This window comes from Pseudenemella bisphenolivorans (assembly GCF_051133435.1).
Taxonomy (GTDB): Bacteria; Actinomycetota; Actinomycetes; order Propionibacteriales; family Propionibacteriaceae; genus JAAYAO01.
Window position 1 is genome coordinate 143609 of sequence record NZ_JBPGNY010000005.1, and the last position, 15274, is coordinate 158882.

16 protein-coding genes are annotated in these 15274 nt (G+C 66.4%); 4 read left to right on the forward strand and 12 right to left on the reverse strand.

The genetic code is table 11. The features are described from left to right. Window positions 1–6: 6 nt before the first annotated feature. Window positions 7–630 carry an L-threonylcarbamoyladenylate synthase gene (locus ACR4XW_RS12950; RefSeq protein WP_434760977.1) on the reverse strand — a complete coding sequence of 208 codons (624 nt, stop codon included), beginning with the start codon at window positions 628–630 and terminating at the stop codon, window positions 7–9. A 55-nt stretch (window positions 631–685) separates the two neighbouring features. On the opposite strand from ACR4XW_RS12950, the gene ACR4XW_RS12955 reads away from it, so the two are divergent. From ACR4XW_RS12955 to ACR4XW_RS12970, 4 genes are all read left to right on the forward strand, one after another. Next, the gene (locus ACR4XW_RS12955) at window positions 686–1825 is read left to right on the forward strand and encodes a MalY/PatB family protein (protein ID WP_434760978.1); all 1140 of its coding nucleotides are present in this window, start codon (window positions 686–688) and stop codon (window positions 1823–1825) included. Window positions 1826–1870: 45 nt separating this feature from the next. After that, window positions 1871–3088 (forward strand): pyrophosphate--fructose-6-phosphate 1-phosphotransferase, encoded by a 1218-nt coding sequence (locus ACR4XW_RS12960; protein WP_434760979.1) that lies wholly within the window; start codon window positions 1871–1873, stop codon window positions 3086–3088. 128 nt (window positions 3089–3216) lie between these two features. Further along, window positions 3217–4191 (forward strand): hypothetical protein, encoded by a 975-nt coding sequence (locus ACR4XW_RS12965; protein ID WP_434760980.1) that lies wholly within the window; start codon window positions 3217–3219, stop codon window positions 4189–4191. A 170-nt stretch (window positions 4192–4361) separates the two neighbouring features. Next, window positions 4362–5189: a hypothetical protein gene (locus tag ACR4XW_RS12970; protein WP_434760981.1), complete on the forward strand. Its 828-nt coding sequence runs from the start codon at window positions 4362–4364 to the stop codon at window positions 5187–5189. Between the two features lie 57 nt (window positions 5190–5246). On the opposite strand, the gene ACR4XW_RS12975 is transcribed toward ACR4XW_RS12970, so the two are convergent. The 11 genes from ACR4XW_RS12975 to ACR4XW_RS13025 all read right to left on the reverse strand — a co-directional run bounded on the left by ACR4XW_RS12975 (window position 5247) and on the right by ACR4XW_RS13025 (window position 15273). Next, the gene (locus tag ACR4XW_RS12975; protein WP_434760982.1) at window positions 5247–6170 is read right to left on the reverse strand and encodes an LLM class F420-dependent oxidoreductase; all 924 of its coding nucleotides are present in this window, start codon (window positions 6168–6170) and stop codon (window positions 5247–5249) included. A gap of 4 nt (window positions 6171–6174) precedes the next feature. Further along, the gene (locus ACR4XW_RS12980; RefSeq protein ID WP_434760983.1) at window positions 6175–7392 is read right to left on the reverse strand and encodes a YhjD/YihY/BrkB family envelope integrity protein; all 1218 of its coding nucleotides are present in this window, start codon (window positions 7390–7392) and stop codon (window positions 6175–6177) included. Then, window positions 7385–10276 (reverse strand): aminomethyl-transferring glycine dehydrogenase, encoded by a 2892-nt coding sequence (gene gcvP, locus ACR4XW_RS12985; protein WP_434760984.1) that lies wholly within the window; start codon window positions 10274–10276, stop codon window positions 7385–7387. Before gcvP ends, ACR4XW_RS12980 begins: the two co-directional genes overlap by 8 nt. 92 nt (window positions 10277–10368) lie before the next feature. Continuing rightward, a complete protein-coding gene (locus tag ACR4XW_RS12990) occupies window positions 10369–10935 on the reverse strand; it encodes a MerR family transcriptional regulator (protein WP_434760985.1) in 567 nt (188 codons plus the stop codon). 138 nt (window positions 10936–11073) lie between these two features. Continuing rightward, a complete protein-coding gene (locus tag ACR4XW_RS12995; protein WP_434760986.1) occupies window positions 11074–11568 on the reverse strand; it encodes a bifunctional nuclease family protein in 495 nt (164 codons plus the stop codon). Window positions 11569–11599: 31 nt separating this feature from the next. After that, window positions 11600–12277: a transcriptional regulator FtsR gene (gene ftsR / locus ACR4XW_RS13000; protein ID WP_434760987.1), complete on the reverse strand. Its 678-nt coding sequence runs from the start codon at window positions 12275–12277 to the stop codon at window positions 11600–11602. Then, entirely contained in the window at window positions 12277–12783 is a 507-nt protein-coding gene (locus ACR4XW_RS13005; protein ID WP_434760988.1) for an FHA domain-containing protein, read from the reverse strand. Before ACR4XW_RS13005 ends, ftsR begins: the two co-directional genes overlap by 1 nt. Window positions 12784–12827: 44 nt before the next feature. After that, window positions 12828–13214 carry a glycine cleavage system protein GcvH gene (gcvH, locus tag ACR4XW_RS13010; protein WP_434760989.1) on the reverse strand — a complete coding sequence of 129 codons (387 nt, stop codon included), beginning with the start codon at window positions 13212–13214 and terminating at the stop codon, window positions 12828–12830. A gap of 49 nt (window positions 13215–13263) precedes the next feature. Beyond that, complete coding sequence (locus tag ACR4XW_RS13015; protein WP_434760990.1) at window positions 13264–14151, reverse strand: DUF881 domain-containing protein; 888 nt, start codon at window positions 14149–14151, stop codon at window positions 13264–13266. After that, window positions 14144–14476: a small basic family protein gene (locus ACR4XW_RS13020; RefSeq protein ID WP_434760991.1), complete on the reverse strand. Its 333-nt coding sequence runs from the start codon at window positions 14474–14476 to the stop codon at window positions 14144–14146. Before ACR4XW_RS13020 ends, ACR4XW_RS13015 begins: the two co-directional genes overlap by 8 nt. Then, window positions 14473–15273: a DUF881 domain-containing protein gene (locus ACR4XW_RS13025; RefSeq protein WP_434760992.1), complete on the reverse strand. Its 801-nt coding sequence runs from the start codon at window positions 15271–15273 to the stop codon at window positions 14473–14475. Before ACR4XW_RS13025 ends, ACR4XW_RS13020 begins: the two co-directional genes overlap by 4 nt. Window position 15274: the final 1 nt, after the last annotated feature.

Below are 15274 nucleotides of genomic sequence, written 5' to 3' on the forward strand. Positions count from 1 at the left end.
CGAACCTCAGCCCTGGAAGGGGGCCGGATCACCGGCACCCATCCGGTCGACGGTGACCTCGTCGCCGGTGAAGTTCACCACCGTGGTCGATTCGACGCCGACATCACCGGAGTCGAGTACCGCGTCGAGCACATTGTCGAGCTCTTCCTTGATCTGCCAACCGTCGGTCAACGGCTCGTCCTGATCGGGCAGGATCAGCGTGGACGACATCAACGGTTCGCCCAGCACGCTCAACAGTTCCAGGGTGGTGGTGTGCTGCGGGATCCGAACCCCGACGGTGCGCTTCTTCGGATGCAGCATCTGTTTCGGCACCTCGCGCGTGCCGGGCAGGATGAACGTGTACTGCCCCGGGGTAGCGGCCTTGACCGCCCGGAACACGTCATTGTCCATCTGCACGAACTGCCCCAACTGCGCGAAGTTGGCGCACACCAGGGTGAAGTGGTGGTGCTGGTCGAGTTTGCGGATCGATCGAATCCGATCCAGGCCGTCGCGGTTGCCCAACTGGCAGCCCAGGGCGAAACCGGAATCGGTGGGATAGGCGATCAGCCCCCCGTCGCGGATGATGTCGACCACCTGCTGGATCGATCGCTGCTGCGGATTGTCCGGGTGAACATCGAAATAACGCGCCATGACCGGAGTGTAGGGCACCGCACTTCGATGAGCACGGGTGGTTAGAGTGTCGCGCGTGGAGTACTCGATCCTGAACATCCCGTTGGCCAGGCTGCGCACCCGCACCAGTATGAAATGGCAGCGTTACGACGCCGACGTACTGCCGCTGTGGGTGGCCGAGATGGACGCCGATCCGGCCGCGCCGGTGGCCGAGGCGATGATCCAGGGGATTCGCAACGGCGACACCGGCTACCCCGAGGGACATCACTACGAAGAGGCTTGGGCGGACTACTCGTCCCGGCACTGGGGTTGGCGCCCCGACCCGAGCCAACTGGTGCTCGGCCCGGACGTGATGCAGTCGATCTCGGCGTTGATCCACGCGATGACGGTGCCCGGTGACCTGGTGGTGCTCAACTCCCCGGTGTATCCGCCGTTCTACTCGGTGATCACCGAGGCCGGACGACGGGTGCTGGACGTGCCGCTGACCGCCAAGGGACGGCTCGACCTCGAGGCCCTGGAAGCCGCCTTCGCCGGTCCGAGCGCCGAAAAGCCCACCGCCTACCTGCTGTGCAACCCGCACAACCCGACCGCCACCACCCACACCCGCGACGAACTGACCCAGGTGGCCGCCCTGGCCCGCGAACACCAGGTGCGGGTGATCTCCGACGAGATCCACGCTCCCCTGGTGCACTCCGGGGACACCTTCGTGCCCTATGTGTCGGTGCCCGGTGCCGAGACCGATTTCGCGGTGGCCTCGGCGTCCAAGGCCTGGAACCTGGCCGCCTACAAGGCCGCGTTGATCATCGCCGGTGCCGGGGCCCGGAAAGACCTTGCCGGCCTGGCCTACGGTGCCACCCGGGGTGCGGCCTCCCATGGTGCGGTGATCGCCCACACCGCCGCCCTGCGTCACGGCCAACCGTGGCTCAACCAGTTGCTGGCCGAGATCGAGGCCAACCAGCAGTTGCTCAGCCGGCTGCTGGCCGAGCAACTGCCACAGGTCGGTTACCGCCCCGGTAGCGCCACCTACCTGGCCTGGCTGGATTGCCGCGAACTGGGCCTGGCCGCACCCTCGCGCCACTTTCTGGAACACGCCCGGGTGGCCCTCAACGACGGCGCCACCTTCGGGCCCGACCACGCCGGTTTCGTCCGGCTGAACCTGGCCACCTCACCCCAGATCATCACCGAAGCGATCGGCCGCATCACCGCCAGCCTGTAGCCCGTCGTAGGGTGGTATCCGACAGTCACCAGAAAGGTTTCTTCGATGGTCAACAAGGTCGCCCTGCTCACTGCCGGTGGGTTCGCCCCGTGCCTCTCCTCGGCGATCGGCGGGTTGATTCAGCGCTACACCGAAACCTCCCCCGAGACGGAAATCATCGCCTACAAGCACGGCTATCAGGGCCTGCTGCAAGGTGAGTACTACACCGTCACCCCCGAGGTTCGCGCCAGCGCCGGATTGCTGCACACCTACGGTGGTTCGCCGATCGGCAACTCCCGGGTCAAACTGACCAACACCGCCGACCTGGTCAAACGTGGCCTGGTCGAAGAGGGTGCCGACCCCCTGCAGGTGGCCGCCGACAGGCTGGTCGCCGACGGGGTGGACGTCCTGCACACCATCGGCGGTGACGACACCAACACCACCGCCGCCGACCTGGCCGCCTACCTGGCCCGCCACGACTACGGCCTGACCGTGGTCGGCCTGCCCAAGACGATCGACAACGACGTCGTCCCGATCCGCCAATCGCTGGGTGCCCAGACCGCGGCCGAGATGGGTGCCCGGTTCGCCCAGAACGTGGTCTCGGAGCACAACTCCGGCTCCCGGATGCTGATCATTCACGAAGTGATGGGACGCAACTGCGGCTGGTTGACCGCTGCCACCGCTCACGAGTACCGCAACTGGCTCGACACCCGGGCCTGGCTGCCCGACATCGGCCTGACCCGTGAGAAGCGCGAGGTGCACGCGGTCTACGTGCCCGAGGACGATTTCGACCTCGACGCCGAAGCCGTCCGGCTGAAGCAGGTGATGGACACCGTGGGCAATGTGACGATCTTCCTGTCCGAGGGTGCCGGGGTCGAAGGCATCGTCGCCGAGATGGAGGAAGCCGGCAAGGAAGTGCCGCGCGACCCCTTCGGACACGTGAAGCTCGACAAGATCAACCCCGGAGCCTGGTTCGGTGAAGAGTTCGCCCACCGTCTCGAAGCCGAAAAGGTGATGGTGCAGAAGTCGGGTTACTACTCGCGTTCGGCCGCCCCGGTCGAATACGACGTCGACCTGATCAGCTCGATGTGCGATCTGGCCGTGGACGCCGCGCTGCGCGGTGAAGCCGGTGTGGTCGGCAACGACGAGGAGCGCGGTGACGAGTTGCGGGTGATCGAGTTCGATCGGATCGCCGGTGGCAAGCCCTTCGACATCAACACCCCGTGGTTCGTCGACATGCTGAACCAGATCGGTCAGCCCCAGGCCAAGCCGAATCAGCACTGAGCTGGCTGGGCCACAAACACAGCACTGATCTCCGAACAAGCAGGTGCCCGGTTCCTCGGTGGAGCCGGGCACCCGCTCGTTCGGGGCTCCTCCGGATCGGTCGGCCCCCTCCGGGAGACAATGGCTCGATGAAGTACTCGTTCCGGGCGTGCGTGGTGGGTGCGATGTCGGTCGCACTGACCGGGTTGTTGGTGGCCTGCTCCGGCCCGGGCCCGGAACCGCCCCCTGCTCCACCGTCGCCCGGTGGGGTTGATTGCGATTCGATCGCCGCCGAGATGACCGACGCCCTGCTGCCGTATGCCGAGAAGGATGCGATCGAGGTCGAGATCGACTCCTCGTCCTGCCGGGATGCCGACCCGGAGGCGAGGAATAGCTACGCGATCACCATCAACGAGACCACGACCACTTCGGCCGAGGACCTGGTGAAACTGATCGACACCGTGCGCGGCTTCTCCGAGCGAGACGATCTCGCGGCCATCGCCCCGAATGGTGCCGGGCTGTTGGTGCAGTACGGCCACCTGGACCTGCGGATCAAACAACACCTGCCGTCCATGAACGAAGCCCTCGCCACCGCGCTGGCCGGGGCTGCCAACGATGAGACCAGTGACGTGACCTTCAACGTCACCCTGGAACCCGGTCAGGACTACCGGGACACCCCGAGGAGCCGTCGTCGGTTGATTGCCCAGCCCGATGCCCCGACCCGGGCCGAAGAACTCGACCCCCGCGTGGAACGGGCTTGGGTCACGACCGAGAGAATTGCGTCGGTGGTGGAGTGGCCGGGCGAAATGTCGGTGAAACATCCGAATGGAAGAAAGTGGCAGCTGCCCATTCCACCGGGCTCCACCGCGCCCGAGAACATGGCAGGCTTCGGCGACGAACTCCATGAGTTCGCGTCCGGCCCCTCGGTGATCGGACTCTGGCTGGGGCCCCAGCACGACCGCGACGGGCTGAGGTTCTCGGTCGAACTGAACCACCGCACGGTCTCCCACGATGATCAGCGGCTCACCCCACCGGAGCAGCGGCGCTTCGAGGCGTTGGTGGCCACCATGGAGTCGTGGGGGCTCGGGGAGGTCGACACCTTCGTGGGTCTGATGTACGAGTGAACAGCCGAAGGGATACCGCGTTGGGGAGGTTCGCGTCGCGGCCGTCGGTGGGTCTGGCAGTGTCGGTGGCTGTGGCCGGGCTGCTGCTGGGGTGCTCCGGCCCGGGCCCGGAACCGCCCCCTGCACCGCCGTCACCGGGCGAGATTGATTGCGATTCGATCGCCGCCGAGATGACCGACGCCCTGCTGCCCTATGCCGAGCGGGATGCGATCGAGGTCGAGATCGACTCCTCGTCCTGCCGTGACGCGGACCCGGAGCCGAGGAACCGGTACGTGATCGAGATCAGCGAGACCACGACCACTTCGGCCGAGGACCTGGTGAAACTGATCGACACCGTGCGCGGCTTCTCCGAGCGAGACGACCTCGCGGCCATCGCCCCGAATGGTGCCGGGCTGTTGGTGCAGTACGGCCACCTGGACCTGCGGATCTCCCAACACGTGTCGGCCATGAACGAAGCCCTCGCCACCGAGTTGGCCGGGGCTGCCAACGATGAGACCAGTGACGTGACCTTCAACGTGTCCTTGGAGCCCGGTCAGGACTACCGGGACATCCCCATTGACCATCGTCGGTTGATCGCCCAGCCCGATGCCCCGTCTCGCGCCGAGGACCTCGACCCCCGCGTGGGGCGGGCCTGGAACAGGGTCGAGAAGATCGCGTCGGTGGTCGATTGGCCGGGCCAGATCAGCATCACGCACCCGGACGAGGTGAATTGGGGATTGCCGATCCCGCCCGGTTCAACCGCACCCGAGAACATGGCGGGTTTCGGGGACGAACTCCAACAGCTCGTGGAAGGACCCTCGGTCGGCCGGATTTGGATGGATGCCAACAACCGGACCGACGGCGTGATTTTCCACGTCGAACTCGACCACCGCACCATGACCGACGAATCCACTCCCCTGACCCCGCCCGAGCAACGCCGCTTCGATGCCCTGGTGACCACCATCAAGTCGTGGGGCCTCGGGAAGGTCGACACCCACGTCGGCTTCAGGGTCGAGTAGCGCTCGACGCGCTCCTACCCCGGCCCGCGGCCGAACTCCGCGACACGGCCGACGCGATCACAGTTGCGGCATGACCTCGGCAGCAACCAGATCCAGATGGTCCAGATCACTCAGGTCGAGGGTTTGCAGATACACCCGCTGGGTGCCGATCTCGGACCATCGACCGAGGGTGTCGACAACCTCGTCGGGGGTGCCGCACAGCCCGTTGGCGCGCATTTCGTCGACCTCACGTCCGATCGCGTCGGCCCGTTGCTTGATCTGTGCCTCGTTCTTGCCCACGCACAACACCAGCGCATTCGACCAAGTGATCTCGTCCGGGTTGCGACCTGCCGCACGGGCGGCATCGGCAACCCGCGCGAACTGCTCGGCGGCCTGCTCCCGGGTCACGAACGGCAGGTTGAACTCGCCGGCATAGCGCGCGGCCAGTTGGGGGGTGCGGTTCTTGCCGCGGCCACCCATGATCACCGGGATCGGTTCTTGGACGGGCTTGGGAAGCGCCGGTGAATCCGTGATCGGCCACAGCGGGCCCGGATGATCGAACTTCTCCCCCACCGGGGTGTTCCACAGCCCGGTGATGATCTGCAGCGCCTCTTCGAGTTGGTCGAACCGGCCGCCGATGTCTGGGAACGGGATGCCGTAGGCGCGGTGCTCGGCCTCGAACCAGCCGGCCCCGAGCCCGAACTCCACCCGTCCGCCGGACATGTCGTCAACCTGGGCGACCGTGAGCGCGAGCATGCCAGGGTGACGGAAGGTCACCGCCGTGACCAGGGTGCCCAACCGGATCGTGCTGGTTTCGCGGGCCAAGCCACCCAGGGTCGTCCAGGTTTCGGTCGGGCCGGGCAGTCCTTCGACACCCATCGCCACCAGGTGGTCGGAGCGGAAGAAGGCGGAGTACCCACATTCCTCGGCCCGCCGGGCCACTGCGAGTTGGTCGGCGTAGGAGGCACCCTGTTGGGCCTCGATGAAAACCCGAAGATCCATCTCGTCACTTCTTCCGTTTGGTGCGGTTGGTGATGAACCTGGTGATGAACGCCCCCAGACCCATGCCGGTGGCGGCACCGACCACCCAGCCGGTGACCGAACCGACCTTGACCGCCTGGGCGGCGACCTTCTGGTTGACCGGAATGCTCTCGTCGGGCTCGGGTGGAATCACCCATTCGTCCGGCCCGATCTCGCGGGCCTGCTGGCCCTGCCAGGCCGCGGAGGCCGGGGTGCGGTAGTCCACCCCGGGCTTTTGGGGCTGGTCGTCGTCGAACTGCCAGGACTCCACATCGGATTCCGGAACATCGACCAGCGGCTTGTCGACGTCGGTGAGTTCCACGGGGGTCACCGGCTGCACGCTGGTGGCGATCCACGCGGCGACGAACAGGATCAGTCGGGCGAAGAGGTTGAAGAACAACATCAGCACGATCACCGGGCCGAACAGGGCGGCCGCCGGGTTACCGGTGAAGGACGACACCAGGAAGGTGGTCAGGTACTGCAGCGCCGCCAGGCCGATGGAGCCGATCAACGCCCCCTTGGCGATGTGCTTGAACGGCACCGGAGTCTGCGGCAACACCTTGTACAGATAGACGAACAGCACCCAACCGGCGAGCGCCGAGGCCAGGATCGGGGCCAGGCGCAGAATCCAGCCGATCCCCGGCACATCCTGCCAACCCAGCCATCCGATGATGGTGTCGGCCATGGACGTCGAGGTGGTCGCCAAACCGAAAGTCAACACCACCAACACCAGCAGTCCGACCAGGATCAGCAGGTTGATCAGCACCTCGACCACGATGAACCGCTTCTGTTCACTCATGTCGAACTCGGGGCGCCATTGGGCCCGCACCGCGCTCTTCAGGTTGCCCGCCCAACCGGCACCGGAATACATCGCCGACAGCAGACCGACGATGCCGACGCCCCGCCAGTTGGTCAGGAAGCTCTCGATCAGCTCCGACACCTGCCCGCCGACACCCTCGGGGACGCCGCTCAACGAGCTGAGCAGTTGATCCTTGACCTGGTCGAGCAGTTCGGGACGCAGCTCGGTCAGCACGAATCCGGTGGTGGCGAAGGCGAACATCAGGATCGGCACCATCGCCAGCACCGAGAAGTAGGTGATCGCCGCACCGAACTGGTTGCCCAAGCGGGTGTTGAACCGCTGAGCGGCGCGCAACAGGTGGGCGACGATCGGGTTGGTCTTGACCTTCTCGATGAAGTCACCCATGGGCGCTCTCCTCCTCGGCATAAGCCTCGATTGGTGGGCAGGAACAAATCAGGTTGCGGTCGCCGCGCGCGCCGTCGATACGGCCCACCGGCGGCCAGTACTTGTTGGGTCCGGCGCCGCCGATCAACCCCCGGGCGGCGATCGTGGGCGCTTGCCCGTCGGGGTGGGCCGCGACCGAGCGGGGGTAGGGATGCGGCCAGTCGTCGGCCATCACCCGGGCGGCCGGATGCGGCGCATTGACCAGTGGGTTGTCGTCGGCCGGCCATTCACCGGCCGCGACCCGGTCGGCTTCGGCCCGGATGGCCAACATCGCCTCGCAGAACCGGTCGATCTCGGCCAGGCTCTCCGATTCGGTGGGTTCCACCATCAGGGTGCCGGCCACCGGGAAGGACATCGTCGGAGCGTGGAATCCGAAGTCGACCAGCCGCTTGGCCACGTCGTCGACGGTGATGCCGGTCTGCTTGGTCAACGGACGCAGGTCGAGGATGCACTCGTGGGCGACCAGGCCGTCGCGGCCAGCATAGAGCACCGGGTAGGCGTCGGCGAGCCGTTGGGCGACGTAGTTGGCCGACAGGATCGCGTACTCGCTGGATGCCCGCAGCCCCGCGGCCCCGGTCATCGCGATGTAGGCCCACGGGATCGGCAGTACCCCCGGGGAGCCCTGCGGGGCGGCCGAGATGGGTCCGACCGGCGCATCCGGGTGGGTCATCGGGTGGCCGGGCAGGAACTCGGCCAGATGCTGACGAACCCCGATCGGCCCCACTCCGGGACCACCGCCCCCATGCGGAATGGTGAAGGTCTTGTGGAGGTTGAGGTGGCTCACGTCGGCGCCGAACTTGCCGGGACGGGCCAGCCCCATCATCGCGTTCAGGTTGGCCCCGTCGACGTAGACCTGCCCCCCGGCGGCATGGACCAACTCGCACAGTTCGGTGATGGTTTCCTCGAACACCCCGTGGGTGGACGGGTAGGTCACCATCGCCGCCGACACCCGGTCGCCGTGCTGATCGAGTTTGGCGCGCAGGTCGGCCAGGTCGACCGAACCGTCGGCTTCGGCGGCGATCACCACCACCCGCATTCCGGCCATTGCCGCCGAGGCGGCGTTGGTGCCGTGGGCCGAGCTGGGTATCAGGCAGACGTCGCGCTGGGTCTCGCCACGGCTGTGGTGATAGGCCCGGATCGCCATCAACCCGGCGAACTCCCCCTGGGCCCCGGAGTTCGGTTGCAGGCTGACCGCGTCGTAACCGGTGATCTCGGCGAGCCACTGTTCCAGGTCGGCGACCAACTGGGCGGTGCCCTGCTGGTCTTCGGCGGGGACGAAGGGGTGCATGTTCGCAAAGCCCGGCAACGAGATCGGTTCCATCGATGCGGCCGCGTTCAGCTTCATGGTGCAACTGCCCAGCGGGATCATGCCTCGATCCAGGGCGATGTCGCGGTCGGCCAGGGTGCGCAGGTACCGCATCATCGCGGTTTCGCTGTGGTGGCTGTTGAACACCGGGTGGGTGCAGAACGGGGTCTGTCGCTGATGGTCTCCCAGCCCCTCCGGTGCCGGGCCGGCGCCGTGGGGTTCGGATTCTCCGAAGGCGGCCAGCACGCCGGCCAGGTCGTCGTCGGTGACGTCCTCACCGATCGAAATGCCGACCCGGTCGGCGTCGATGCGGCGCAGGTGCAGGCCCCGTTCCCGCGCTGCGGCAACAATCGTGTCGGCTGCTGCCGGGGTTGAGACGGCGATGGTGTCGAAGAAGTGTTCGTGGGTGAGCGACCAGCCCTGATCGACCAGGTTCCGGGCCAGCCGGGTGGCCCGGTCATGCACCTGACCGGCGATCCGCCGCAACCCGTCCGGGCCGTGGTAGACCGCGTACATCGCCGCCACCACGGCCAGCAGTACCTGAGCGGTGCAGATATTGGAGGTGGCCTTCTCGCGTCGGATGTGCTGTTCGCGGGTTTGCAGGGCCAGTCGCAGGGCGGGTACCCCGTCGGCGTCGACCGACAGCCCGACCAGCCGGCCGGGCAGACTGCGCTGCAGGCCCTCGCGCACCGCGATGTAGCCGGCGTGCGGGCCGCCGCCGAACAGCGGGACGCCGAACCGTTGGGCGCTACCCACCACGATGTCGGCACCCCACTCGGCCGGCGGGGTGATCAGCGTCAATGCCAGCGGATCGGCTGCGGCGATCACCAGGGCGCCGTTGTCGTGGGCCTTTTCGGCGATCCGGCGCAACTCGGCGGTGCTGCGCAGACGGCCGGACGCGCCGGGAACCTGGACCACCACCGCGAAGGCGTCATGTGTTTGCAGGTCGGCCACCAGATCGTTACTGCCGGCGGTAATCTCCCAGCCGGCGGCCTCGGAGCGAGTGCGCACCACCGCGGTGGTTTGCGGCAACAGGTCGGGGTCGAGAATCGCGACCTCGTGCTTCTTCACCGACCGGCGAGCCAGGGCGATGGCCTCGGCCACCGCGGTTGCCTCGTCCAGCAGGGAGGCGTTCGCCAGCGGCAGCCCGGTCAGGTCACTGATCAGGGTCTGGAAGTTGAACAGCGCCTCGAGTCGGCCCTGGCTGATCTCGGGCTGATAGGGCGTGTACGCGGTGTACCAGGACGGGTCCTCCAACACATTGCGTCGGATCACCGCCGGGGTGATGGTGCCGTGGTAACCCAGCCCGATCATCGCCAGGCCCGGGTTGTTGGTGGCGGCCAGTTCGGCCAGACGCTGCTGGGCAGCCGTTTCGGTGAGTGCCTCGGGAAGCTCGGGGTCGGCATCGACCCGCAGTGCAGCCGGAACCGCCCGATCGATCAGCGCATCCATCGAGTCGACGCCGACCACGTTCAACATCTGCTCGATATCACTCTCGCGGGGTCCGAGATGACGATCGATGAAGGCGTCGGAGGGCACGGCGTCTCGCTTTCGGTGTCGATGGCTGCCTGCTGACCGACACTACCGCCGGGCGGTCGACGGTGCGGCACCGCCACCGAGAGGTGGTGAAATCAGGCGTGCTTGCGCGCCCGGCGCTCGGCCAACTCGTCGGCCACCACGGGCTCGGGTTCGGCCTTGCTCATCGGCAGGGTGAGCAGCTTGCCCTCGATGGACTTCCACACCCCGCCCAGGGCGATACCGAACACGCCCTGTCCCCCGCGCAACAGGTCGACGACCTGATCGTCGGAGGTGCATTCGTAGACCGACACTCCGTCACTCATCAGCGTGACCTGGGTCAGATCATCCACCCCGCGCGAGCGCAGGTGGTCGATCGCGGTGCGGATCTGCTGCAGCGAGATGCCGGCGTCGATCAGCGATTTGATGACCTTCAACAGCAGGATGTCGCGGAAGCTGTACAGCCGTGAGGTGCCCGATCCGGTGGCTTCACGAACGGTGGGCACGACCAATTTGGTGCGTGCCCAGTAATCCAGTTGCCGGTAGGTGATGCCCACGATGTCGCAGGCCACCGGGCCGCGGAACCCGACGTCCTCGGGCAGCGGCGCGAAGTCGCCGTCGAACAACAAGTCCTGTGCCGCTGCGGGATTCGCCTCATCGGCAGGTTGCTGTTGATACGTCACGGTACCCTCGCATTCTGCTGCTATCGGTTGCGGCTGCGGGCCGCCCGGGTCACGTTGACCCTACTGCGTCCGACACGGTTGCCCGATGAGGTCAACGCCGTGCGTCGCGGCTTGGCTGATTCCGAAATGATAACGCCGTTACGACTGATCCGGGTCATCGGACTCGGGATCGGTGACAAAATCTTCGGGCGAGACGTGGTCCAGGAACTCCCGGAACTTCTCCACCTCGTCGTCCTGTTCCTCCTCGGGCACCGCGATCCCGGCCTCGTCGAGAACCTCCTCGGCGCACAGAATCTGCACGCCGCAGCGCAATGCCAGGGCGATCGCGTCCGAGGGACGGGCACTGATCTCGACCTCGGGAAAGATCAGTTCGGCATAGAAGGTGCCGCCGCTGATCTCGGTGATGTGCACCTCACGCAGGTTGTGGCCCAGTTGGGTGAGGGTGGTGACCATCAAGTCGTGGGTGAGGGGCCTCGGTGGCACGTTCCCCTCCTGGACGTTGGCGATCGCCGACGCCTCGTTGGCTCCGATCCAGATGGCCAGATAGCGCGCTCCGCCCACCTCCCGCAGCAGCACCATGGGCGCACTGGAAGGCATCTCGACTCGTACTCCGACGACATCAAGCTCGCGCATGCCTCCAGCCTAACGAGCCGAGGCAATAACGTCACCGGTCCATGGCCTGGCGCATCATCGCAGCGTGTGCGGTGGCGGCCAGTTGCACCACCTCGGCGGCCAGCTTGCGGTTACCGGACCGACGCAGATGTGGCGCCAGGGCCTGTTCGATCAGCCCGACCTCCCGGGTGGCGGCCAGTTGGAAGGCGCGCAGGTGCCGGGCATCCATCCCGTACTCGGCCAGCCGCCGGGCAACCAGGCCGATGGTGACCGCGTCGCGTCCGTAGAACCGGGACCCGCGACGCGAGGTGATGATGTGTTGACGTTCCAACTCGGCCAGGAAGGCTTCGGGCAGACCGGTTGCCTTGAGGAACTCCCCGCGCGACAGCCGCATCTCCTTGCGCTGCGGCGGGCGTGGCTGCGGGGTGCCCGAGACGGCCTGCGGTCCGGGAGCCGGTTGGTTCACCGCGGGCGGGGTGAGACCCCGATCCATCATGTCGAGGTGTTCGCGGATCACCTTGTGGGGCAGGTAGTGATCGCGCTGCATTCTCAGGATGTAGCGCAACCGGGCGATGTCGTCCTCGGAATACAGCCGGTAACCGGACGGGGCACGTTCGGGCGTGAGAAGGCCTTCGCTCTCCAGGAATCGGATCTTCGAGATGGAGATGTCGGCGAAATCCTTCTTCAGAATGGCCAGCACCTGGCCGATCCGACGTACCTCGCTCGCCATCAGCTCATGTCGTGGGGACTGGCGAAGTAGACCAACCGGAACTTGCCGATCTGAACCTCGTCTCCGGTGCGCAGGGTGACCTGCCCATCGATCAGGTCTCGATTCACATAGGTGCCGTTGAGGCTGCCGACGTCCGAGACCACCAAGTTGTTGCCCTGCCGGACGAACCGCACGTGGTGACGCGAGACCGTCACGTCATCGAGAAAGATGTCCGAGCCGGGGTGACGTCCCGCGGTGGTCTCGGGCTTGTCGACCAGAATCCGTGACCCCGCATCGGGGCCGCGGCGCACCAGGAACAGCGACGAACCCTGGGGCAGGGCGTTGATCGCCTGCTCCTCGTCCGGGCTCAGTTCGGGGCCGGCCTGCAATGGCTCCTCGTTCACACTCGGGATGACCCGGGTGGTGTCGGCATTCGCCATCGCGTCGGTGCTCACCGCACGTCCACACTGGGAGCAGAAGCGAGCATTGGATTGATACTCATACCCGCATTGGGAACAGAACGGCATGTCCACCAGTCTTTCATGAATCGAAACGAAAACCGCGATACCCCTCAGCCACCCACTTCGGTGGCGTAGGCATCGGCATCCATCAGGTCTTCGATCTCGGAGTCGTCGGTGACCTCGACCTCGAACAGCCAGCCGTCACCGTAGGCGTCGCTGTTGATGACTTCCGGACGGTCACCGACCACTGCGTTGACCTGGGTCACCACCCCACTGACCGGACAGAAAATGTCCGACACCGATTTGGTCGACTCGAGTTCGCCGACCGAATCGCCGGCGCTCACCTCATCGCCCACCTCGGGCAGGGACACGTACACGATGTCACCCAGTTGCTCGGCGGCATACTCGGTGATGCCGATCCGCACCGTGGCACCGTTACCGTCGCGAACCCATTCGTGGTCGCTGCTGTACTTCAGATCTTCGGGGAACTCGGCCATCTGTCCTCCTTGTGTGGCGCGCTTCTCACCCTAGGGCAAGCAATCCTGCTCATCGCACCGGCTCGGCGTACTGATTCTCACGGGGCTCGTGCAAGGCGTTGATCTCGATGCGTTCACTGCGGGTCACGGTGACCTGACCACCCACCCGGGGGCTGGTGATCTCGCTGACCAGACCGCCACGGAAGCGGGCACCTTCCTCCAGAGCGTGCGGGTCACCGATCACCTCCATCTTGATCGGGGTGGTCAACGGTTGTCCGTCGATCAGTAGTCCGTCCGGACCTTGGGCGATCGAGCTGGTGGTGACCAGCCGGATCGAATCGTTGAACTCGATCACCTCGGCACCGGCATCGCGCATCTCACTGATCGCGTTGAGCACCACGTCCACCCCGACCTTGCCCTGGGGGTCGGAAATCCGGATGACCACCCCGGGGCCCTCCGCGGGCACGGTGCCGGCCAGGATCTGCATCGTGGTGAGGCGCTTGTGCGACTGTTCCCGGGCGACCCGTTCGGAGTCCTGACCGGTGGCGAGTTCGTCGCGGGTCTTCTCCAGTTCGGCCAACTCCGATTCCAGCCGGCGGGTCTCCTGGGTGAGCGAATCGAGCATCTGCACCAGGTCCGAGCGGCGCAACGAGGCATAGGTCTCATCCTGGGTCGCGACCCGGATCTGCATCACCACGGCCATGGCGAACAGGGCCAGAATGATCGCCACGATCACCTGTCCGGCTCCGGGACGCAGTAGGCGCCCCCATTCGACCTTGCTACCGGGGGTCGCACTGCCACCGCGCAGCGCGGCGAGGGTCTCGTCGTCATCGCCCGGCCGTCCGGCCGCCAGGTCGGCTTCGGCGCGTTCCCGGCGTTGTTGGGCGCGGCGGGCCAGCACCCCGGTCTGCCGGAAGCGGGAGCGGGGCCGTGGTGGGCGGCGTTCGTCCTCAGGCACGGAACACCTGCCTTCGGATCGCGGCGGCGTTGGTGAAGATCCGGATACCGAGGACGACCACCACGCCGGTGGAGAGCTGGGAACCAACCCCGATCTGGTCGCCGACCCACACGATCAGGGCGGCGATGAGCACATTGGACAGGAAGGACACGACGAAAACACGGTCGGTGAAGGTGCCTTCCAGGAAGGCCCGCAACCCGCCGAAGAGGGCGTCCATGGCGGCGACGATCGCGATCGGCAGATAGGGCTGGACCCAGGACGGAATGGAGGGTTCGAGCAGCACGCCGAGGACAATGCCCACGATCAGGCCCAGGATCGCGATCATCGGGTGGTGCTCCTTCCTGCGTATCGAAGGTCCTGACCGGGGTCGGCCGCCAATTCCAGAACGTCGGCGGTGCGGGAATCGAACCGCAGGCCGAAGTTCTGGGTGACATAGGCCCACCACCGGCCGCCGGAGGAATCGGCGAAGTCCGCCAACAACGTCTTCGGGTTGCCGATGGCTTCGACGACATAGGGCCGGCTAAGGGAACGATAGTCCACCGTGATCGATTCCCCGGCACCCCGGATGGCAGTCAACGAACTCAACCGGTGCCCGTTGATCGCAATCGCCTCCGCACCACTGGACCACAACCCGTTGACCAACTGCTGCAGGTCGGTGTCGACCACCCGCTGGTTCTGATCCCCGGGGGCGTCATCGACGGTCAGCACCACGCCCGGGCCCTGCACCGCCACCCCACTGGCGAGGGGTTCCAAGCGGTCGAGTTCGAGGCGAAGGTCCTCCAGGTCGCGGTCGTGGCCGATTGCCTCGTTCTGCAGTCGGGTGACCTCGGAGTCGGTTTCCTGTACCCGGGCCCGCAGCTCGTTCTGGCGGGCCCGGGCGGCCTCGATGTGGCGGATCAGTTCCTCGCGTTCGGCGGCGATCGCCGGCCGGGTCTTGGTGGTTTGCACCGCCGCGACCGCGAACAGGGCTCCGGCCAGCAACAGCACCAGCATCAGCATCACCCGGGCCCTGGGACGGTGCGGACCGGCTGCGGCGCGGGCATAGGCCGGGTCGAGAGCTTGCTCGGTGATTTCGCGCAGCAACGTCATCGACGCGTCGGGACGTCGCTGCTGGGTACTCACC

Excerpts from the sequence above, each read along its gene's own strand:
- gcvH (WP_434760989.1), bottom strand. The coding sequence starts at position 13,214 with ATGGCCGAGTTCCCCGAAGATCTGAAGTACAGCAGCGACCACGAATGG.
- ACR4XW_RS13005 (WP_434760988.1), bottom strand. The coding sequence starts at position 12,783 with ATGCCGTTCTGTTCCCAATGCGGGTATGAGTATCAATCCAATGCTCGC.
- ACR4XW_RS12980 (WP_434760983.1), bottom strand. The coding sequence starts at position 7,392 with ATGGGTGACTTCATCGAGAAGGTCAAGACCAACCCGATCGTCGCCCAC.
- ACR4XW_RS12995 (WP_434760986.1), bottom strand. The coding sequence starts at position 11,568 with ATGCGCGAGCTTGATGTCGTCGGAGTACGAGTCGAGATGCCTTCCAGT.
- ACR4XW_RS12975 (WP_434760982.1), bottom strand. The coding sequence starts at position 6,170 with ATGGATCTTCGGGTTTTCATCGAGGCCCAACAGGGTGCCTCCTACGCC.
- ACR4XW_RS12960 (WP_434760979.1), top strand. The coding sequence starts at position 1,871 with ATGGTCAACAAGGTCGCCCTGCTCACTGCCGGTGGGTTCGCCCCGTGC.
- ACR4XW_RS12950 (WP_434760977.1), bottom strand. The coding sequence starts at position 630 with ATGGCGCGTTATTTCGATGTTCACCCGGACAATCCGCAGCAGCGATCG.
- ftsR (WP_434760987.1), bottom strand. The coding sequence starts at position 12,277 with ATGGCGAGCGAGGTACGTCGGATCGGCCAGGTGCTGGCCATTCTGAAG.
- ACR4XW_RS12965 (WP_434760980.1), top strand. The coding sequence starts at position 3,217 with ATGAAGTACTCGTTCCGGGCGTGCGTGGTGGGTGCGATGTCGGTCGCA.
- ACR4XW_RS12970 (WP_434760981.1), top strand. The coding sequence starts at position 4,362 with ATGACCGACGCCCTGCTGCCCTATGCCGAGCGGGATGCGATCGAGGTC.
- ACR4XW_RS13020 (WP_434760991.1), bottom strand. The coding sequence starts at position 14,476 with ATGATCGCGATCCTGGGCCTGATCGTGGGCATTGTCCTCGGCGTGCTG.